17 protein-coding genes, 1 pseudogene and 1 riboswitch are annotated in these 18,629 nt (G+C 65.4%); of the genes and pseudogenes, 5 read left to right on the top strand and 13 right to left on the bottom strand.

Features of this window, described 5'->3' with window-relative positions; translation table 11 throughout:
• Positions 1 to 125: 125 nt before the first annotated feature.
• The 5 genes from BSZ14_RS06195 to BSZ14_RS06175 form a co-directional block, all read right to left on the bottom strand.
• Positions 126 to 1,052: an alpha/beta hydrolase gene (locus BSZ14_RS06195; RefSeq protein WP_076710261.1), complete on the bottom strand. Its 927-nt coding sequence runs from the start codon at positions 1,050 to 1,052 to the stop codon at positions 126 to 128.
• Between the two features lie 191 nt (positions 1,053 to 1,243).
• Positions 1,244 to 1,603, bottom strand: coding sequence for a tRNA-binding protein (locus BSZ14_RS06190; protein ID WP_042487583.1), 360 nt, complete (start codon positions 1,601 to 1,603; stop codon positions 1,244 to 1,246).
• Complete coding sequence (locus BSZ14_RS06185; RefSeq protein ID WP_042487586.1) at positions 1,590 to 2,261, bottom strand: glutathione S-transferase family protein; 672 nt, start codon at positions 2,259 to 2,261, stop codon at positions 1,590 to 1,592. The genes BSZ14_RS06190 and BSZ14_RS06185 overlap by 14 nt, the downstream gene beginning before the upstream one ends.
• 53 nt (positions 2,262 to 2,314) lie before the next feature.
• Entirely contained in the window at positions 2,315 to 3,742 is a 1,428-nt protein-coding gene (locus BSZ14_RS06180) for a hypothetical protein (RefSeq protein ID WP_076710260.1), read from the bottom strand.
• Entirely contained in the window at positions 3,729 to 5,840 is a 2,112-nt protein-coding gene (locus tag BSZ14_RS06175) for a TonB-dependent receptor (protein ID WP_241823663.1), read from the bottom strand. The genes BSZ14_RS06180 and BSZ14_RS06175 overlap by 14 nt, the downstream gene beginning before the upstream one ends.
• A gap of 231 nt (positions 5,841 to 6,071) precedes the next feature.
• Positions 6,072 to 6,295, bottom strand: a riboswitch (cobalamin riboswitch).
• A gap of 88 nt (positions 6,296 to 6,383) precedes the next feature.
• Here BSZ14_RS06175 and BSZ14_RS06170 point away from each other — a divergent pair.
• Positions 6,384 to 6,722: a hypothetical protein gene (locus BSZ14_RS06170; protein WP_241823662.1), complete on the top strand. Its 339-nt coding sequence runs from the start codon at positions 6,384 to 6,386 to the stop codon at positions 6,720 to 6,722.
• Between the two features lie 100 nt (positions 6,723 to 6,822).
• On the opposite strand, the gene BSZ14_RS06165 is transcribed toward BSZ14_RS06170, so the two are convergent.
• The 6 genes from BSZ14_RS06165 to BSZ14_RS06140 all read right to left on the bottom strand — a co-directional run bounded on the left by BSZ14_RS06165 (position 6,823) and on the right by BSZ14_RS06140 (position 10,346).
• Positions 6,823 to 6,969 carry an entericidin A/B family lipoprotein gene (locus tag BSZ14_RS06165; RefSeq protein ID WP_076710308.1) on the bottom strand — a complete coding sequence of 49 codons (147 nt, stop codon included), beginning with the start codon at positions 6,967 to 6,969 and terminating at the stop codon, positions 6,823 to 6,825.
• 63 nt (positions 6,970 to 7,032) lie between these two features.
• Positions 7,033 to 7,914, bottom strand: coding sequence for a hypothetical protein (locus tag BSZ14_RS06160; RefSeq protein ID WP_076710258.1), 882 nt, complete (start codon positions 7,912 to 7,914; stop codon positions 7,033 to 7,035).
• A 2-nt stretch (positions 7,915 to 7,916) separates the two neighbouring features.
• Positions 7,917 to 8,099 carry a hypothetical protein gene (locus BSZ14_RS06155; RefSeq protein WP_042487607.1) on the bottom strand — a complete coding sequence of 61 codons (183 nt, stop codon included), beginning with the start codon at positions 8,097 to 8,099 and terminating at the stop codon, positions 7,917 to 7,919.
• Entirely contained in the window at positions 8,096 to 9,604 is a 1,509-nt protein-coding gene (locus BSZ14_RS06150; RefSeq protein WP_076710257.1) for a PAS domain S-box protein, read from the bottom strand. Before BSZ14_RS06150 ends, BSZ14_RS06155 begins: the two co-directional genes overlap by 4 nt.
• Positions 9,605 to 9,615: 11 nt before the next feature.
• Positions 9,616 to 9,993 (bottom strand): CsbD family protein, encoded by a 378-nt coding sequence (locus BSZ14_RS06145; protein ID WP_076710256.1) that lies wholly within the window; start codon positions 9,991 to 9,993, stop codon positions 9,616 to 9,618.
• A gap of 32 nt (positions 9,994 to 10,025) precedes the next feature.
• On the bottom strand, positions 10,026 to 10,346 hold the full coding sequence (locus BSZ14_RS06140; RefSeq protein WP_042487616.1) for a hypothetical protein: 321 nt from the start codon (positions 10,344 to 10,346) through the stop codon (positions 10,026 to 10,028).
• Positions 10,347 to 10,670: 324 nt separating this feature from the next.
• On the opposite strand from BSZ14_RS06140, the gene BSZ14_RS06135 reads away from it, so the two are divergent.
• Positions 10,671 to 11,744: an alpha/beta hydrolase-fold protein gene (locus tag BSZ14_RS06135; RefSeq protein ID WP_198930460.1), complete on the top strand. Its 1,074-nt coding sequence runs from the start codon at positions 10,671 to 10,673 to the stop codon at positions 11,742 to 11,744.
• 158 nt (positions 11,745 to 11,902) lie between these two features.
• On the opposite strand, the gene BSZ14_RS06130 is transcribed toward BSZ14_RS06135, so the two are convergent.
• Positions 11,903 to 12,322, bottom strand: a complete 420-nt coding sequence (locus BSZ14_RS06130) for a DUF3597 family protein (RefSeq protein ID WP_076710255.1) — start codon at positions 12,320 to 12,322, stop codon at positions 11,903 to 11,905.
• Between the two features lie 154 nt (positions 12,323 to 12,476).
• On the opposite strand from BSZ14_RS06130, the gene BSZ14_RS06125 reads away from it, so the two are divergent.
• The 3 genes from BSZ14_RS06125 to BSZ14_RS06115 all read left to right on the top strand — a co-directional run bounded on the left by BSZ14_RS06125 (position 12,477) and on the right by BSZ14_RS06115 (position 17,598).
• Positions 12,477 to 13,061 (top strand): DUF4142 domain-containing protein, encoded by a 585-nt coding sequence (locus tag BSZ14_RS06125; protein ID WP_042487625.1) that lies wholly within the window; start codon positions 12,477 to 12,479, stop codon positions 13,059 to 13,061.
• A gap of 789 nt (positions 13,062 to 13,850) precedes the next feature.
• Positions 13,851 to 16,394, top strand: a complete 2,544-nt coding sequence (locus tag BSZ14_RS06120) for a TonB-dependent receptor (protein WP_076710254.1) — start codon at positions 13,851 to 13,853, stop codon at positions 16,392 to 16,394.
• A 121-nt stretch (positions 16,395 to 16,515) separates the two neighbouring features.
• Positions 16,516 to 17,598, top strand: a complete 1,083-nt coding sequence (locus tag BSZ14_RS06115) for an esterase-like activity of phytase family protein (protein ID WP_089413595.1) — start codon at positions 16,516 to 16,518, stop codon at positions 17,596 to 17,598.
• A 56-nt stretch (positions 17,599 to 17,654) separates the two neighbouring features.
• Here the strand turns inward: BSZ14_RS06115 and BSZ14_RS20015 are convergent.
• Positions 17,655 to 18,395, bottom strand: a pseudogene (locus tag BSZ14_RS20015) (IS630 family transposase); the annotation flags it as partial.
• Positions 18,396 to 18,629: the final 234 nt, after the last annotated feature.

Below are 18,629 nucleotides of genomic sequence, written 5' to 3'. Positions count from 1 at the left end.
CCTCCCCTGCAAGGGGAGGGGGACCATGCGAAGCATGGTGGAGGGGGATCGCCACAAGGTACGTCCTATGTGGAAAACCCCCTCCACCGCCCTGCGGGCGGTCCCCCTCCCCGTACCGGGGAGGATTATTTGGCCTTCAAAAACCCTTCCATCACGATCCACTTGTAAAAGGCGTCAAACCAGCCGGTGCTGGTCGTCTTCTTCGGATACATGCCGAAGCCGTGCCCGCCCCGACCATAAAGGTGGAACTCGACCGGCTTCTTCGCGGCTATCCACTGGTCGATCAGGCCGAAGCCTTTCCCTGCGAACAGTGGATCGTCGGCGGCGATCGCGGCGAACATCGGCGGCGCGTCGGCGGGCACCGTCATCGGCTGGAGCGGGCCATAGATGTCGCCGATAAAGGCGGGCTTGGCCTGACCGTCGAGCACCGTGGCGACCGTCAGCATCGCGCCCGCCGAAAAGCCGACCATGCCGACGCGGGTCGGATCGACCTTCCACTCGCCCGCACGCTGGCGGACCAGGGCGAAGGCGGCGCGGGAATCAGCGATCTGGGGCGCGAGGCCCTTCAACGCGTCCTCGGGGTTCGGCCGTGCGGCGGGGCGCGCCACGCTGGAGAACATCGCCGCCATCGACTTTTCGAACGCGGCCATGTCGGCGGGCGTCTGGTTCAGCCGGTATTTCAGGACGAAGGCGGCGATGCCGCGATCGGCCAGTGCCTTGGCCACGTCCCAGCCTTCATTCTGCATCGAAAGGGTACGGAAACCGCCGCCGGGCGCGACGATGACGGCGGCGCCGGTCGCCTTGGCGGGATCGGGCAGGAAGGGGGTGAGCGTCGCCTCGGTCACGTTGCGGGCGAAGACGCTGTTATACTGGCTGTGCCAGCTTTCCTTGTTCTTGGCACCCGGCAGCGGCCCGGTGTTCAGCGGGATGGCGGTCGGCTGCGCGGGTATGGCGATCGGAGCCATCTTGTCGGCCTGCGCCATGGCGGGTGACGCTACCGAGAGCGTTAGCAAAGCGGCCAGTGCATGGCTGGCCCAGCGTTTGGATGTCATATCCCCTCCTGTCCTCCGTGGGTTATGTCCCTACGGTTGGACGGGGATGGTACGCCTTGGGGCTTGGGGTGCAAGGGGTAATGTTAAGGCTAACAGGGGATGGTGCGTGGGCTTCGACTTCGCTCAGGCTGAACGGGGTTTTGTACCTAGCGCCGTTCCGCCTGAGCGAAGTCGAAGGCCAAGGGAAACCCTCAGAACAACCGCCCCCCATTGGGCACCGCCAAATCCGGCGCGATCAACACCACCTCCCCTTGCGCATCGGGAAAGCCCAGCGTCAAAACCTCGGACATCATCGGCCCGATCTGGCGCGGCGGAAAGTTGACCACCGCCGCCACCTGCCGCCCGACCAGCGTTTCCGGCGTATAATGCCGGGTGATCTGCGCCGAGGACCGCTTCACACCGATCCCCTCGCCGAAGTCGATGGTCAGCTTGATCGCGGGCTTGCGCGCCTCCGGGAAAGGCTCGGCGGCAATGACGGTGCCGACGCGGATGTCGACCGCCAGGAAATCCTCGATCCCGATCCGCTCGGCAGGCGCGTCAGAAGTCGACATTGTCGTAATGCGACGGCGGCGTGACCATCTCCATCCGCTCGGACAGCAGCGGGCGGAAGGAGGGGCGGCTCTTCAGCCCCCGATACCAGCGCGCGGTCTGCTCATGCCCCTTCCAGTCGATGCCGCCCAGATAATCGGCGACCGAAATCTGCGCCGCCGCCGCCAGATCGGCCAGGCTCATCGTCGCGCCGCCCAGCCAGTTGCGATGGTCGAGCAGATAATCGGTATAGTCGAGATGGCCGACGGCGGCCTTCATCGCCTCGCGCAGCCCCTTGGCGTCCGGGCTGCCGGTGCGCGCGACGCGCTTGACCATGCGTTCGTGGAGCAGCGGGCCGGTCACGTCCTGATAGAAATGCGTATCGAACCACGTCACCAGCCGCCGGATCTCGGCGCGGCCGACGGCGGTGCCGTTGATCATCGCCGACTTCTCGACCGTCTCCTCGAAATATTCCGAGATCGCCATCGAGTCGACCAGCAACACGCCGCGCTCCTCATCGACCATCACCGGGGTCTGCCCGGCGGGATTCATGTCGAGGAACTCGTCGCGCCGCTGCCACGGCGATTCGCGGACCAATTCGTATCCGACGCCCTTCTCGCCCAGCAGCAGCCGGACCTTGCGCGAAAAGGGACAGAGCGGAAATTGGTAGAGTTGCCACATGCCGTCCACTTAAGCGGGCCGGACGCAAGACGCCAACCCCGATGGCGCGCTTTTCACCCTTTCCCGCGCGCGGGGCGGCGCAACCGCCGCTGCCCAAGCACGACACCGCTGATCGAAAGGACCAGCCCGGCCAGCGACCAGAGCCACATCCAGCCGGTCCAGACCCAATAATGCGCGGTCAGCCACGGCCAGTCCCAGGTGTGGAGCAGCGTATAAACCCAGCGATAGGCGCGCCGCGTGCGATCCTGCCGCTCGACCAGCGCACCGCTCATCGGATCGATATAGAGCCAGGTCGCCGCCGCATCGTCGAACCGCAACCGCCAGACCGGCAATCGCGTCGCGTCGGTCCAGTAGAAGTCGGGCCGCGCCAGCCATTCGCGCGCCACCCGCCGTCCACCGGGCACCAGCATGGCGGCGCGCGACGCATCACCCGCCCGGGCGGGGGCCAGCGTCGCCTGCTCCAGCCAGCGCGGATGCGGCGAGGCGCGGTCGATCGCGATCCGCGCGAACCCGGCGTCCCCGCTCCACTCGACGGTGCGCGCATCCGGCACGATCCGGGCCAGCCGGGCAAGGTCGTGCAGCTCCCCGGCCCGCCCGGCATAGGTCCCCATCACCGCCGCAGGCGCCTCACCCCCGGCAAAGGCGTGGCCCGGATCGACCGACAGCCAGCCGCTGACGATCCAGGTGGTCAGCATCACGCCACCTGCCAGCCCGCTGACGTGATGCCACAGCATCCAGCCGCGATAGGGCGTCATCCGCCCGCCCCGATAGCGCCGCCGCCCGGCGCGCAGCCGCCATATGCCGATCCACAGGCCGGTCAGCGCGACCGCGATGCAGGGTCCGGCGATCCACATCACCGCCTGCCGCCAAGCCTCGCGGTCGCGACGCAGGATGGTCGGGTAGATCCAGTGCGGCACCGAGCCCAGCCAGTTCCACAGGCGCTGCACCCGCGTCGTCCGCTGCACCGGCTGCCCGGTCAGGCTGGAGATATAGAGTTCGGTCCCGGCCGCATCGGCCAGCGCAACCTTCCACAAGGGGCGATGCCGGTCGAATCCGCCCGCCACCGTCCATTGATCGTCGGCGATCCGCTCGACCTGGCGAACCGGTCCGGCGAAGCGGGTCGCGACGCGTGCGGCCAGCGTCGCATCGACAGGGGCGACCGCGCCGCCCTCCGCCGACAGGATGCGGGTGTCGCCGTCAGGGCTCTCGATCCGCCAGACCGGCGCCGCGTCGCGCATTTCCAGCGTGATCCGCCGGGCATCCGGCACCATCGGAGGCTGCCCGACGCGTACCCAGTCGATCGGCTGCGCGCCCTGCCAAATCTCTGCCGGTGTGAGCGAGGGATAGGGAACATAGAGCATCACCAGCCCGCTTCCGAACCACATGGCGAAGAACAGGCAGGTGACGATCCCGACCCAGCGATGGGTGAGGAAGGCAAGCCGCAGGGCCGCCTTCCCCCAAGGCCGATCAGAACCCGGCACGAACGCCGATGTCCAGCGCACGCGGGCGGCCCAATATCCATTGCTGGTCGCCGTATGCGGTGACGGCATAGGCCTTGTCGAACAGGTTATAGACGCGCACATCGACCGCCAGATGTGGCGTCAGGGCATAGGACAGGCTCGTGTCCACCGTCGCATAACCGGGAATGCGGAATGCCTCTCCATTGTCGGAGAAGCGTCGCCCGACATAACGCAGCCCGGCGCGCGCCTGCACCTTCGCCGAGGCATCCCAGCGCAGCCAGAGATTGGCCAGCGCCTCGGGCACGTTGGGCGGAGTCCGGCCGGTATAATCGACGCCGCCGGAGCGGAAATCGTCGAACCGCGCATCCAGCAGCGTGCCGTTGGCATCGATCCCGAAGCCCTGCGGCAGATCGAACGTCACCGCAGCCTCCACGCCTTGGGAGGAGCGCTGGCCGACCTGCTCGACCGGGCTCGACAGCGTACGTTGGGCGAGCAGCCCCGTCTTGACGATGCGGTACGCCGCCAGCGTCGCGGTGCCGTGGCCGTTCGCGAAAAGCCATTTCGCCCCCGCCTCGACCTGATGGCCGCGCGCATTGCTGAACTGCACCTGCCCGGTCGACACGGTGGTCAGGGTGCCCAGCGGATCGACGCCGGTGGCATATTGGGCATAGAACGACAGGGTCGGCACCGGCTGATAGACCAGCCCCGCACGCCACGTCGCGTTGCGGAAGGTCTTTTCCAGCACGAAGCGGTCGGGCGTGGCGACGGTCCAGCGACGGACATTATCCACCTCATAGCGCACGCCGCCGACCACCGACCATTTCGGGCCGAGCGTCACCCGGTCCTCGGCAAACACCGCCAGCGCGGTGGTGCGGGTGCGGTAGCGCGGGGCGATCCCTTGCGTATCCAGGAAACGGCCGGGGTCGAAGGCGAAGGGATCGACCGCATCGACCTGTCCGACCGAGTCGAAGTCGTTCTCATGGGTGAAGCGGACCAGATTGGCATCCACCCCGACGACCAGCGCATTGGCAACGCCGGGTGCGATCCCGGTGCGCCACGTCGCGCTGGCCTGATCGCCCCATTGGGTCAGGTCATGACGGATGCCGTAATTGCTGCTCCGCCGGATCGTCCCCGGCGTGCCGGTCGATCCGTCCGCGCACGCGCCACTCGCACCCACCCAGCAATAGCTTTCCAGATTGCGCCAGAAACGGTCGCTGGTCAGCAGATAGGCAATGTTGGACAGACTGACCGAGGCGCTCGGCATCCAGTCCACCCGGATCGAGGCGCGGTCGTCGCGGAACCGCATCCGCCCATCGCCGACATTATAGTTGCGATCCCGCACCCGTAGATCGAGCCGCCCGTCGATCAGCGGGGTGCCGAAATAGGCCATGGGCCGCTGATCGCCATGATCGCCGCGAACCGTTACCGCCAGCGTCGAGGTCGGCGTCCAGCGCAGCGTGCCCGACAGCGCGACACTCTCCGACCGGCCCCGGTCGACATAACCGTCCGACCGGCGATAGCTGGCATCCACACGGTAGCCGAGCGTCGGGGTCAGCGGCCCGCCCAGCCCGGCGGCGGCACGAAAGCTATCCTGTGCGCCATAGCCGATCTCGGCCTGGCCATGGGTCTGGGCGGTCGGCGCGCGCATCACGACATTCACCGCGCCGCCCAGCGCGCCCTGCCCGTAGAGGACTGAGGCGGGACCGCCCAGCACGTCGATCCGCTCGACCATCCAGGGGTCGGTCGGAAAGGTGATCGTCCCCGCCGCCGGGAACAGCCGCACGCCATCGACCAGTTGCAGCACCGATCCCTGCCCCGAAAAGCCCCGCGCGGCGAGCGCGGTGCCGCCATTGCCCGGATCGGCGACGCTAGACAGGCCGGGCGCGCGCGTCTCCGCCTCGACGATCGACAAGTCGCCGCGCGCACGGATCGTCCCGCCATCGAGCGAAGCGATGCTCGCAGGCGTCTCCAGCGGTGTCAGGCCCAGGCGACTGCCGGTGGCATTGGGCGTGTCGAGCGCCTGTTTCCCCCGCGTGCCGATCACCAGCACGGTGGCATTGCCCCCCTGCTCCTCGGCCTTTTGCGCCCTTGCCTCGGTCGCCCCCAGCAGAAGCGCCACGCCACCCCACAGGACCAGAGGAACCTGTCCGAATCTGTTATGATATATCATTTTATTACTCATAGCGCCTTGTCGCGAACAAGCCGAGGCCTTCCGATCGTTGCCGAACGGCCGGGTGCCCAGCGTGCGGCACGCCGTTTTCCGCATTCCACAGGGCCACCCATGCGCCTCCGCCACTTATGGCGTCGCTCGTCGGAACAGACCTAGCCTCGACCATCCCCTGGACCGGGCATGAGCGACCTGACGCCGGCAGGTCTCCTGGCTCACGGGTCATCGCGGACGAATGCGCCTTCCCAGGTTGCCCCAGTGGCTGGATCGCCCGAAAAGGCCGATCCGTGCATCACCGCTCACCGCTTACAGTTGCAGGGACAGCCGCGGATTTGGGGAGCCAAGCCCCCTCACCGTGTTCCCTTTTAATCTCCCTTGTCGGGAGAACCGGCGCGATCATATCGCCGGATCATTCCGGCGTCGTATCGCTAAGCCGAGGTCGAAGCGGGCGTCAAGCGGGATGAGGTCGCGGCGTCCTTGCGCTATGGCGGCGGCATGGCACGCAGGAACCGTTATCTGATCGCGACGATGCCCGATGGCTATGTGAAGACGATCGGCCCGACATCGCAGCCCTTTACCCACTATTGGCGGATCGTCGCCGATCTGGGCGGCGGCAAGACCGAAGTGTTCTGGGGCCACGCCAAGTCGCGCAAGGCGGCGATGGCAAACGATGCCGCCATGGCACAGGCGGTGCGGCAGCGGGGTTGGGTGGGGTATCGGTTCGAGGTGGTCGAACTGGTCGAGGCGGATGAGGCGCCGGAGGGGCAAAGAAAATCCTCCCCGGTACGGGGAGGGGGACCGCCGCGCAGCGGTGGTGGAGGGGGGATGCGGTAAAGGGCGCACCTCGCGGCACGCCCCCTCCACCATGCTTCGCATGGTCCCCCTCCCCGTTCCGGGGAGGATTGGCAGGGACTCACGCCCCTGCCCGGTCCCGTTACTTCTTCGGCTTGTCCTGGCCCGAGGCGTCGGACACGGCCGCACCGGCCGAGCGCAGGTCGCGGCCCGCGCCGTTCACGGTGTTGCAGGCCGACAGGGTCAGCACGGCGAACAGGGTAGCACCCAGAGCGATCTTCCTGGTCATGACGATCTCCTCTTCCAAAAAAGGGGGGGCGGCGGGCCTGATACGCTGGCCCGCCGCGGGCACTCAGCGCAGACGACGGCGGCTGGCCGCCGTTGCACCAAAGGCGGAGGCACCGGCACCGATCAGCAGCGCAAGCACCAGGATGAACGAGGTCTTCGCACCGGCCCCGGCGGCGGCATCGGCGGCCTGCTTGGCCTGGGCGACGGCTTCGTTCTTGGTCTGGACGAAATCGGCCTTGGCCTGATTCACCTGGGCCTGGGCCTGGTCACGGCTGATCTTGCGCTGCGCGGCGACGATGTCGACCACGCGCGATTCGGCCCGTGCGCCATCCGCACCACCACGCGCCATGGCGGGCAGTTGCTTGGCGATTTCCTTCTGCGCCTGTTCCGGGGTCATCTGCGCCGGATCGGCGGGCGTGTCGGTCAGATACTTGGCGGCCTCGGCACGCACGTCGGTTTCATCGACACCGGCAACCTGCGCCACCTTGGGAGCAGCGGCGCCCACGGTCGAACCGGCGGCCCCCGCGACCGAACCCAGGGTACGGAACGCACCACCGATGATCCCGCCGACCGCCGAGGTCAGCAGATACAGAGTCAGGATCAGCGTGACGCCCCACACGACCAGCCCATGGACCAGCGCGTCGAACTTCTCGGTCACGCCCGACATGCGCGCCGCGGCATAGCCGCCCGCGCCCAGCGCGACGATCGTGGTGATCAGCCAGTAGATTCCCGCGCCGATGCCGAAGCCCGCCGCGCCAGGCGTCGAACCCTGGACCGGATCGACCATCGACAGGCCGATGCCGGTGCCAAGAATGCCCATCACCAGCTGGACCGCGACGGCGATCACCACACCGGCAAAGATCGCGCCCCACGAAATGCGACGGGTCCCGCGGACGATCGCCCCCTCTTCCACCGGCGCATAGCCGGGCGTTACATGCGTAGCCATATTCACTCCTGTTCTTTCGGTTCTTGGGCGGGACCGGCCGTTTTGGGCCGGGCCGCCGCCTCCTGTTCCTTGCGCCCCTGACTGATGGCGGTGTCGTCGCCGATCAGCTTCCCGATCGTCTCGCGTGCCGCACCCTTGGCGTGACGCACGCGATCGACCGGATCCTTGAAAGTCTTGTCCGTCATGACGGCATCTCCCGTCGCCCCAGCACACCCTCGCCATCGAAGCCGCGGGCATGCGCCCAGGCGGCGGCGGCGGTACGGCGGTTCACGCTGATCTTGGCGTAGATGCGCGCGACATGGTTGCGCACGGTATTGCCCGACACGCCCAACGCCCGCGCGATGCTCTTGTCGTCCATGCCCCGGCAGATCAGGCCCAGCACCTCGCGCTCGCGTGCGGTCAGGTCGTCCAGGCTCGCGCCGCCCAGTTCGTCCTGCGGCGCGCGCAACCGGGCCAGCTTGTCCATGATCGACCGGCTGAACCAGCTGGTATCCTTCATCACCGCGTCGATCGCCTCGACCAGCTCCAGCTCGGTCGCCTTGCGCTGGGTGATGTCCTGAAATGCCCAGAGGACGCAGGTATCGCCGCCCAGCGTGATCAGCTCGGTCGACACCAGACAGTCGCTGCACCCGCCGTCCTTGGCGACGATCCGCGCCTCGACCCCGCGCAGGTCGCGGCCATCGTCGATCGCCGCTTCGATCTCGACCTGGGCCGCGTCGTTCGCCCACAGCCCGACATCCGCCAGCGAGCGCCCGATGATCTCGGTCGTGCCATATCCGGTCAGTTCGGCGAAGCTGGCATTGACCTCGCACAGCACATGGCCGTCGCGCGCGCCGATCGCCATCGGCACCGGCGCCATCTGGAAGGTGCGGGTGAACCGCTCCTCGCTATGGCGCAGCGCCGACTCGGCCTTTCGGCGCGGCTCCAGATCGGCGAAGGTGAACAACATGCAGGGCTCGTCGCCCATGTCGATCGGCTGGCCCGCCACGATGACCAGCTTGGTCCCGCCGCCCGGCAGCGCCAGTTCCGCCTCCATCTGCGGAATCGTCCGCCCCTCGGCCAGACGCTCCTTCGCCAGTTCCTGCCGCTCGGCCCCGCGCAGCACGTCGATGTCATAGACGGTGCGGCACAATATCTGATCGCGGGCATAGCCTGTCATCTCTACAAAGCCCTGGTTGACCTTGACGAAGCGCAGATCGGCCAGGCGACAGATGATCGCAGGCGCCGGGTTGGCATTGAACGACTGTTCGAACCGGTCCTCCGCCTCATAGCGGGCGGTGACGTCCTGAATGACCAGGACGACGCAGGTCGGCTCGCCGTCATCGCGATCGTTCAGGACCAGGCTGCGCACCTGATGGACCCAGCGCGGGTCCTTCTCGCCCTCGACCGCGACCTCGACCACGACCTCGGAAAAGGACTCGCCCGCCGCGACCCGCTCGACCGGATAGTCGTCGGCCTCCAGCCGGTGGTTGTTGCGGTAGCGCAGGCGGAAGCGGCTGCGATACTCGTCCACCGTGCGGCCCAGCTGCTCCAGGCGCTCGACCCCGTGCATCGCCAGCGCGGCATCGTTCGCCCAGAGCAGGCTCTGGTCGGGATCGACCAGGATCACCCCCTCGTCCAGCCCCGCGACGATCTGTCGCAGGTGCCGGAGGTCGACGGTGTCCCGCAGGGTGGCGAGCGAGGGGGCCAAGGCGCCAGCCCTTAGTCCCGGCGTCCGTGGATCAGCGCGGCGAGCGCATAGCCGCCCAGCGCCGCGGCGATGGCCCAGACCACGCCGTTATTGCCGTTATTGGCGCGCACCGCATCCACGGCCTTTTCCGAGCCGCGACGCGCGGCCGCGACCGAGCGATCGGTGGCGTCGCCGATCCGCTCGCGCGCGTCCTCGATCAGGCTGGGCGTCGCGTCGGCGACCTCGCCCGCGACCGACTGGGCACGACCGAACAGATGCTCGGCGCTGCCCGCGACCTGATCGGTGACGCCCGCCACCTTCCAGTCGCGGCTGTCGACCGCATCGCCGATCGCCTTTTCCACCTTGCCACCGAAATGGCGCGCATTGCCGTGCAGTTCATGCTTGTTCATCGTTCGTCTCCGAAAATGAAAGGGAAAGGGTGTCAGGGAGCCACGCCGCAGGTGGCGGCCGCCTTGCCGACTTCCAGCGCGATCTTGGGGTCCTTGATCTCGCCCGCGACCCGGATCAGATCCCCTGCGGTCAACTGGCCGGGATTGGGATCGTCACGGCGATAGGCCGCAGCGGCATTGCCCAGCTGTTGCAGCTGCCCCAGCGACAGGTTGCGCTCCAGCCGCTGGCCGACACAGGTGGAACGCTGGCTGTCGAGGCCATAGCGCTCCAGCCCGGTGGCGATCCGCGTCGAAGGCGGGGTGCATGCCACCGCGACGAGCGCGATGCCGATGCTTGCGAGGATCTTGGCCATCCGGTTGCTCCCATGCGACCGGCGGCAAGGATGCGACCGATCTGGCCGGGTACAACTTATGATAGATTAAGCCGTTCCTGGTATTTTTGCGGGAATGGTTGGTAGTCTTCTACCACATGGACGACGGCGGTCGGCCCATGGGCCGGGATGTCCGCGCTATCATCCCATCGCCGGGCCTGGCGGCACCGCAAAGGATTTCATCTACAAGCCACTGTCTTCTCATCATCTTCTTCCGGTGCGCCTTGTCTGGTCCGGTCATAAACGGCACCATATCGGCTCCGGCATGGTCGAAATGAACCAACGGATGACGAGGGAGGACGATCGATGAAGATCCTGCTGGCGGCTGCCATAACGGCGATGACGGCCACATCCATGGCCCCTGCTCAGACCACGCCGCCGACCAGCCCATCGGCGGTGATCGAGGATTTCCGTCCCTCGTCGCTCAACCAGCCGGGCCAGTCCTATCCACAGGTCAATTCGCAGGGCTATGCGCGTTTCCGCATCACCGCTCCCGATGCCAGGACGGTAAAGGTCAGCCTGGGCCTGGGCGGACGCGGCGGCACCATACTGAGCAAAGGCCCCGACGGCAGCTGGACCGGAACGTCGGAGGGACCACTCGACGAAGGATTTCATTATTACCACCTGACGGTCGATGGCGGCACCTTCAACGATCCCGGGACGCTGAACTTCTATGGCTCGACCCGCTGGGAGAGCGGCATCGAGATCCCGGCGCATGACGCGGACTTCTATGCGCTGAAGGATGTGCCGCATGGCCGGGTCGAACGGATCCTGTTCCCCTCGCCCAGCACGGGGACGCAGCGACGCGCCTTTGTCTACACACCGCCCGGCTATGACCGGAACACGCGCGATCGTTTTCCGGTGCTGTATCTCCAGCATGGCTGGGGCGAGGACGAGACGGCCTGGTCCAACCAGGGCCATGCCAACCTCATCATGGACAATCTGATCGCGGCCGGAAAGACGCGCCCGTTCCTGATCGTCATGACCTATGGCATGACCAACGACATCCGCCCCGGTGCGCCCGGCGGATTGGCGAGTTTCGACATCCGCCCGTTTCAGACCGTGCTGCTGGACGAACTGATCCCCTATGTCGACGGCCATTATCGCACCCTGTCCGACCAGCGCCACCGCGCCATGGCCGGGCTGTCGATGGGCGGCTTCGAGACCAAGCTGATCGCCCCCAGGCATCTCGATCGTTTCGCCTATATCGGCCTGCTGAGCGGCGGGACCGTGGCGCCCGACGATGTGAAGGCGTGGCCGGGCTATCGTGACAAGGTGAAATTGACCTTCGTCAGCTTCGGCAGCCGTGAACTGGAGGGTGGTCGCAGCGGCCCGCCCGGTGGCCCGCGCAGCGATCCACGCGCGAATGCGGCCGACTGACGGCGGCGGGGATCAGGAACGTCTTCTACGTCTCACCCGATACGGGCCACGAATTCCAGACGTGGCGGCGCAGCCTTCAGGCGATGGCGCCTCTGCTGTTCCGGGACTGACGAAAAGGGGGCGGCGGTCGCTCGGGCCGCCGCCCTCTGTCCGTCATTTTAGTTGCGCAGACTGTCGGGCACGATCCCGCCATTTTCGGCCAGCTTGGCCATCACCGCCTTGTGAAGCGCAATATTCTGCTCGGCCGAGCCGTCCTCGGCGGCATGCACGCCCAGTTCGTTGGCCAGTTCCTTGCGCGCCGACAGGCTCGAATCCAGATCGAGCAGCTTCAGCAGATCGACGATCGAGCTTTGATAATTGCCCCCGCCGCCCTTCATCGATGCCATTTCCGACAGGACCGCGCCGACATCGACATTCTGCGCCGCCGGGGTCGGGACGGCGGCGGGAGCCTGAGCCGGTTCGGCAGCCGCGGCCGGTGCGGGTTGCGCCTGGGCCGGAGTGGGTGACGGCGCAGGCGCGGCTTCGGCCTTGCTGCCATGGTGGAATATCTTGTTCAGGATATTGCCGAAAATGCTCATCGGATGGTTCCTTCGCTGGTCGGATGCGACGATGTCCGCTTCAACGACGCAAGCGCGCTGCGGGTCCACTCTCCCGGCGAGACGGGCGGTGCGGGAACGTCATCGCCCGACAGACGCTTAGACAGCATCTGTGTCGTCTTTTCAGGGGTTTGCCATGACTATCCGTTCGACCCTCATCGCCACCACTGCCCTGCTTGCGCTGGCCGCCTGTGGCCAGAAGCAGGACAATGCGTCGACCGCCGCGATGAACAGTGCCGATACGTACAACCAGGCGGACGCGTCCGCGCCCGCCCCGGCGCAAACCCCCGCCATGGGCGCGGCGCAGAGCTTCGTGAACACGGCCGCGGCGAGCGACGCCTTCGAGATCGAGACGTCCAGGCTCGCGCTGACCAATGGTGCCTCGGCCTCGGTGAAGTCCTATGCGCAGAAGATGATCGACGCCCATACCGGCTCGACCGCGAAGCTGAAGGCGTTGTCCGCCGGGATGACGCCGGCGCTCACACCGGACGCGACGCTGAACGCGCAGCAGCAGGCCACACTGGACCAGTTGAAGTCGCTGAAGGGGACCGCCTTCGACCAGGCCTATATCGCGGCCCAGACATCGGGCCACCAGCAGACGCTGGATGCGCTGAAGGGGTATGCGGCGACGGGTGACGCCCCGGCGCTCAAGAGCTTCGCAAGCGATTTGATCCCGACCGTGACGGCGCATCTGAACATGGCGAAGGGTCTGAAGGCGTAACGCGATCAGCCTCCGGCATTATCAAGTCACGGATCGCCCCGAGGGATGGGCATGGCAATTGCCATGTCCATCCCGCTGCTTCTGGGACGCGAGGGTCGCATCTGGATAACCAGGGCCGGGAAGCCTTTGTCAAACGGGGCGGCGGGTCGTGCTGCCTGAAACCGCCGTTCTGCCTGAATGAAGGCGAAGGCCCGGAGCGGGTATATGATTATTCCCCGCTTTCAGATGAACAGTTTGCGGCTCATTCAGCCTGCGGATGAATGTTTCGGCAACTGGTGGCGTATGCCGTAAACAACAACGCCGCCGGTGGCGGGCGACGTGTTGGGTGCCAACACGTCAAACTGACAGAAACGTGCGCTGAGCCGCAGCATCAGATCGCATATCACGCGATAGTTGGCAGCCAGTTGCGACGCGCAAGACCATGCGCGTAGAAATCTTGTTCGACGATATCCAGACCGGTCGTGGCAACCTCTGACAGGGACGTCTCCCTCAGCGGTGTAACACCTCCACTCTGCCACATTGATGTCGTCGGGGGGGCTTCCTGCCCTTTCGCTGCGGCATGATCCAGAAAAGATCATTCACGCTCACACTCGTACCTTCCGGGAGCAGGCGTTCGTTCGGACGATGGCGGCCTGCTGGGGTTGACCGGATTCCATCAGGTCAGATGGCGCAGGCGTGCTGAAAGCGCAGACGCCTCAGCTCGATCACATTTGCATGTGAACATTGTCACATATGTGAAAAACCTTGGTCATAAGGAGACCTTCTCCCAAATCTCCCATGGAGGAATAGTTGAACAAGAACTGGACCGGCTTGGCCGGTATCGGTGGCGTTTGCCTGTGCGCCCTGATCCCCCAAATGGCACTTGCCCAGACGGCTGGCACAATCGCCGCCGAAGATCAGGCCAAGGACGATGTCGTCGTGACGGCCCAGCGGGTGCGCAAGTCCGTGGTCATGGAACTGCCCAACTCGCCCAAGGCGCGTGCGATCGTGACGCAGGACTATATCGAGCACACCGTGCCGGGACAGTCGATCTTCAACGCGATCAACCTGGTGCCCGGCGTCAACTATGTCGCGGGCGACCCTTATGGCGGCAATGGCGGCGGCATTCGCATGCGCGGCTTCGACGCCAGCCGCATCGCCTTTACCTTTGACGGCCTGCCGCTCAACGATGCGGGCAATTATGCCATCTATGCCAACCAGCAGATCGATCCCGAACTGGTCCAATCGGTCAACGTCAATTTCGGGTCGACCGATGTGGACTCGCCGACAGCCAGCGCGGCGGGCGGTACGGTCAATTACCGCACGATCCTGCCGACCGAGGCAATGAGCGCGACGGCGGTCTATTCGCATGGCAGCGGCAACATGAACCGCGTCTTCGGCCTGATCAACACGGGTGATCTGACGTCCAGCGGAACGCGCGCCTGGGTTTCGGCCAGCAGCCAGAGCTACGATCTCTATCGCTACGCCAATGTCCGCAAGAGCCAATATAATGCGCGGATCTATCAGCCTCTGGGTGGCAAGGACTTCCTGTCCCTTGCCGGCTTCTGGTACCAACATCGCAACAACGGCTATGGCACGCCCTCGCTCGCCAACATCAACAGCGTGCTCGGCAATCCCTATCCGGCATCCACGAACGGGCCGGTTCGGGTCGACCTGACCCGTGCCCAGTTCGACAAGCTGTTCGCCGACCAGAGCAACAGCTATCTTAAAAGCCCCATCTGTGCGCTTCCGTCGCAGCTTCAGGCCGCGAACGGCACGGTACAGGACGACCGATCGAGCTGCACCAATACGCGGCAGATCGGCCTGAACCCGGTCGATACCGGCAATCTCCGATTCAACAGTCTGTTCACCCTGACGGACCGCGTGACCTTCTCGTTGGATGGCGGCTATACCTATACCCGCGCCAATGGCGGCGGCTCGACGGTGTTTGCCGAAAGCGATGCCAATGCGGGCGCGAAGGGAGCCAATGGCAACCAGTTCGGGCGTATCGGGGCGGGCGTTGCCAAAGGCCGCGATCTCAACGGCGATGGCGATACGCTGGACTATGTCCGCGCCTATTACCCGTCCAATACCCTGACCAACCGCCTGATCGCGATCGCGGGCCTACGGTATGATATCGATCCGAACAACCTTCTGCGCCTGGCCTATACCTGGGATCGCGCCCGGACGCTGCAGACTGGCGAGGCCAGCTATCTGCGCCCCGATGGTACGCCCTGGCTGCCCTTCAGCACGAGCGATGTCAGCAATCCCCATGCGATGCTGGATGCAGCCGGTCATGGGCTCAACAAGCGCCATCGCCTGACCTATTCGATCCTGCATCAGCTGTCGGGCGAATATCGCGGCAAGCCATTCGACGATTCCCTATCGCTGACGGTTGGCCTGCGCGCCGCACTGTTCCGGCGCAACATGAACAATTACTGCTACACTATTCCGGGCAGCAGCAACGAAGCCTATTGTACGTCGCAGACCCAGGCGCAGGTCCAGGCCGACAGCCGGACCGCGAAATTCGCGCCGCCCTATACGGGTCGCATCAAGGAATATCGCGCGCTCCTGCCCAATGTCGGCCTGACCTGGCAGATGACGCCGGTGCTCAGCCTGTTCAGCAGCTATACCAAGGGCTTCTCTGCGCCGAGCACCGAAGTCTATGCCTATGACGACAAGGTCGTTCGCCCGCTCGGCGATGAGGCAAGGCCCGAGCGGACCGACTCCTATGATCTCGGTCTTCGCTACACCATGGGGATCGCGCAGGCGCAGCTGGGCGGCTGGTACATCCATTACGACAATCGCATCGTCAACGTGACTACCCCGGTAGAGGGCGGCGGGACGATCAGCACCGCCCGCAATGTCGGCGCGGTCGACAGCAAGGGCATCGATGCCTCGCTGTCGATCAGTCCGACCAAATGGCTGTCGCTCTACGGCTTCACGTCTTACATGACCGCCACGCTGAAGGACGATGTCATGAACGCCGCGACCGGCAAAGTGGCCATTGCGACGAAGGGCAAGTCGTTGGTCGATACGCCCAACTGGCAATATGGCGGCCGGGCGCAGGTCAACCTGCCGTTCGGCGTGATCGGACTGTCGGCCAAGCATGTCGGCGACCGCTTCGTGACCGATGTCAACGACGTGAAGGCGGCGGGCTATACGCTGGTTGATCTGGATGCCCAGATCGGCATGGACTGGGTCGGCCTGAAAAAGACCTATATCCAGCTGAACGTCGTCAACCTGCTCAACAAGGCCTATTTTTCCAATCTGGGCACGGCCACGAGCAATGGCGGCTTCTTCAATTTCGGCAATCCGCGCACGCTGATCGCAAGCGTCCATTTCCAGTTCTGATACAGTCTTCGAAACGGAACGGCCCGGACGCAACGGCGCGAAAGCCCCGTTGCGTCCGGATTTTGGTCATGAGGCGGGGGAACAGATGATGACGCGCAAGACGATACGGGGTGTGGTGGCGATGCTGGCGGCCGGGTTCGTGCAAGCATCCTCCATGGCGGAGCAGGCCAAGGTCCCGGAGCTGACACTGATTGGCATGACGGCGATCCCCCATGACACTCGCCTTCAGGGCATCGCGGTGGGTGGATTGTCCGGGCTCGACCGCCTGCCTGGCGGTGACTATCTTGCCATTTCGGACGACAAGGGCGACGGACGGCCGCCACGCTTTTACCGGCTGTCGATCACGCTCGATCCGGTGCGCCACCGGATGCGGGTGCGGTTGAACGGGCAGGTGTCGCTGCGTGACGCCCATGGCACGCCATTCCCCACCGATCGCTCGGTGGTCGACCCCGAGGCTATTCGTCATGCCCGTGGAAACAACGTCTATTGGTCGTCGGAGGGGACTTGGAGTGCCGACCCCGCCCGGCGCGTTCAACCCGCCATCTATGAGAGCGATGCGACGGGACGCATCCTGCGCCGCTTTTCGCTGCCGGCTGCGTATCTCTACGACGACAACCGAACGCTCGGCGCGGTGTCAAACGGGGTGATCGAAGGACTGGCGGTCGGGCCGCAGGGCACAGTCTACGCGATTAACGAGGCACCCGCCTATCAGGACGACCAGGCCGATGGCGAATCCAACACGGTCATGCGCCACCGGCTGACCAGCTTCGACCCGAAGAGCGGCAAGCCGCTTCATCAATATCTGTATGAGGTACCCGGCGGGCGATATAGCGTATCCGAGTTGCTGGCGATCGACGACCGGCATTTTTTGTCGATCGAGCGCATCCTTCCCTTTGATGCGCGCAAGGGCGTCATGGCCAGGATCGTTCTGTCGGGCATCGCCGATCGAACGACCGATATCCTGTCCTGTCCAGCACTGACATCCTGCCCGGCTGTCCCAATGACCCGCGCGGTGCTGCTCGACCTGCCGGAGCGGTATCAGGGTCGTAAAATCGACAATCTTGAGGGTATGGCCTGGGGGCCGAGACTACGGGATGGTCGCCGAACTCTTATTGTTGAGGCGGACGACAATTTCAGCAAGGCCGAGGAGTCCCAGTTCCTCGCATTCGCGTGGCGCAACCCGATGTTTGGTCCCGGCGATTGATGGTGCATTATCCGCAAGCGAGTGGAAGAATACACTATGGGCCAGGCTCTACACGGGAGCGCTTTCAGCTTGGCAGAGGCGTTTTCGATCGGGTTGAAGTCGGACGAATAGGGCGGAAGGAAGAGCAGCCGGGCACTACGTTCCTCGATCGCCGTTCGAGCCGCAGCGCTCTTGTGGGCAGGCAGGTGGTCGAGGATCACGACATCGCCGGGTTTTCAGCGTCGGAACGAGCACCTGGGCGACCCAGGCTGCGAACCACGCCCCGGTCATCGGGCTATCGATCACGAGCGGGGCGGTCATGCCCGACAGCCGCAAGCCCCCGACGAAGGTAATTGTCTTCCAGTGGCCGTGCGGCACGGCCATGCGCAGCCGCTGTCCACGCGGGGCACGTCCGTAGCGGCGCGCCATCTTCGTGCTGGCACCGGTTTCGTCGACGAAGACCAGCTTTTCCGGGTCAAGGTCGAGCTGGCCGTCGAACCAGGCCTCGCGGGCGCTCAGAACGTCGGGGCGATCCTGTGCCTGCGCATGGCCGGTCTCTTTTTGCGCATATGCCCGTGGCGCGCAAAGAACCGCCACAGCGTCGATACCGCCACCGCGATCCCCTCGTCGGCCAGCGCCACGCGCAATTCGGCAAGGGTGATATCGAACGCCGCTTCGTACAGCGCCCAGATCCGCACTGCCTTGGCCTCGGTCGCGGCTGAGCGCGTGTCACCGCCCTGTGGTTTGGCCGCGGGCTTTCCCGGATTCCGCTGACGCGCCGCCCACCGCACCGCACTGGCCGCACTCACCCCAAACCGCACAATCCGCGGCCTTCACGCCGTACTTATGTATCGTTCGATAGAGCGCCGCCAGGATATGAGTTTTGGGTATCTGCTGCCTGGTGCCCATCCGACTTTCGTCGCTCGTAAGCGCTGTTGCGCGGTCACCTTGCTGATGGCGGCATAACCGGGGACGGATTGGCCTTTCTGGATAGCAGCAAGGCCTACAGCCATGACGATGTCATGTGACGATACTGGCACGAGGCCGGTTCG

This window comes from Sphingomonas sp. Sph1(2015), from assembly GCF_001970915.1.
GTDB classification, from domain to species: domain Bacteria; phylum Pseudomonadota; class Alphaproteobacteria; order Sphingomonadales; family Sphingomonadaceae; genus Sphingomonas; species Sphingomonas parapaucimobilis.
The sequence above is the reverse complement of the archived record's forward strand: the minus strand, read 5'-3'. Positions and strand labels throughout refer to the sequence as shown.

Excerpts from the sequence above, each read along its gene's own strand:
- BSZ14_RS06195 (WP_076710261.1), bottom strand. The coding sequence starts at position 1,052 with ATGACATCCAAACGCTGGGCCAGCCATGCACTGGCCGCTTTGCTAACG.
- BSZ14_RS06190 (WP_042487583.1), bottom strand. The coding sequence starts at position 1,603 with ATGTCGACTTCTGACGCGCCTGCCGAGCGGATCGGGATCGAGGATTTC.
- BSZ14_RS06170 (WP_241823662.1), top strand. The coding sequence starts at position 6,384 with ATGGCACGCAGGAACCGTTATCTGATCGCGACGATGCCCGATGGCTAT.
- BSZ14_RS06115 (WP_089413595.1), top strand. The coding sequence starts at position 16,516 with ATGCTGGCGGCCGGGTTCGTGCAAGCATCCTCCATGGCGGAGCAGGCC.
- BSZ14_RS06125 (WP_042487625.1), top strand. The coding sequence starts at position 12,477 with ATGACTATCCGTTCGACCCTCATCGCCACCACTGCCCTGCTTGCGCTG.
- BSZ14_RS06140 (WP_042487616.1), bottom strand. The coding sequence starts at position 10,346 with ATGGCCAAGATCCTCGCAAGCATCGGCATCGCGCTCGTCGCGGTGGCA.
- BSZ14_RS06135 (WP_198930460.1), top strand. The coding sequence starts at position 10,671 with ATGAAGATCCTGCTGGCGGCTGCCATAACGGCGATGACGGCCACATCC.
- BSZ14_RS06130 (WP_076710255.1), bottom strand. The coding sequence starts at position 12,322 with ATGAGCATTTTCGGCAATATCCTGAACAAGATATTCCACCATGGCAGC.
- BSZ14_RS06185 (WP_042487586.1), bottom strand. The coding sequence starts at position 2,261 with ATGTGGCAACTCTACCAATTTCCGCTCTGTCCCTTTTCGCGCAAGGTC.
- BSZ14_RS06160 (WP_076710258.1), bottom strand. The coding sequence starts at position 7,914 with ATGGCTACGCATGTAACGCCCGGCTATGCGCCGGTGGAAGAGGGGGCG.
- BSZ14_RS06165 (WP_076710308.1), bottom strand. The coding sequence starts at position 6,969 with ATGACCAGGAAGATCGCTCTGGGTGCTACCCTGTTCGCCGTGCTGACC.
- BSZ14_RS06155 (WP_042487607.1), bottom strand. The coding sequence starts at position 8,099 with ATGACGGACAAGACTTTCAAGGATCCGGTCGATCGCGTGCGTCACGCC.
- BSZ14_RS06145 (WP_076710256.1), bottom strand. The coding sequence starts at position 9,993 with ATGAACAAGCATGAACTGCACGGCAATGCGCGCCATTTCGGTGGCAAG.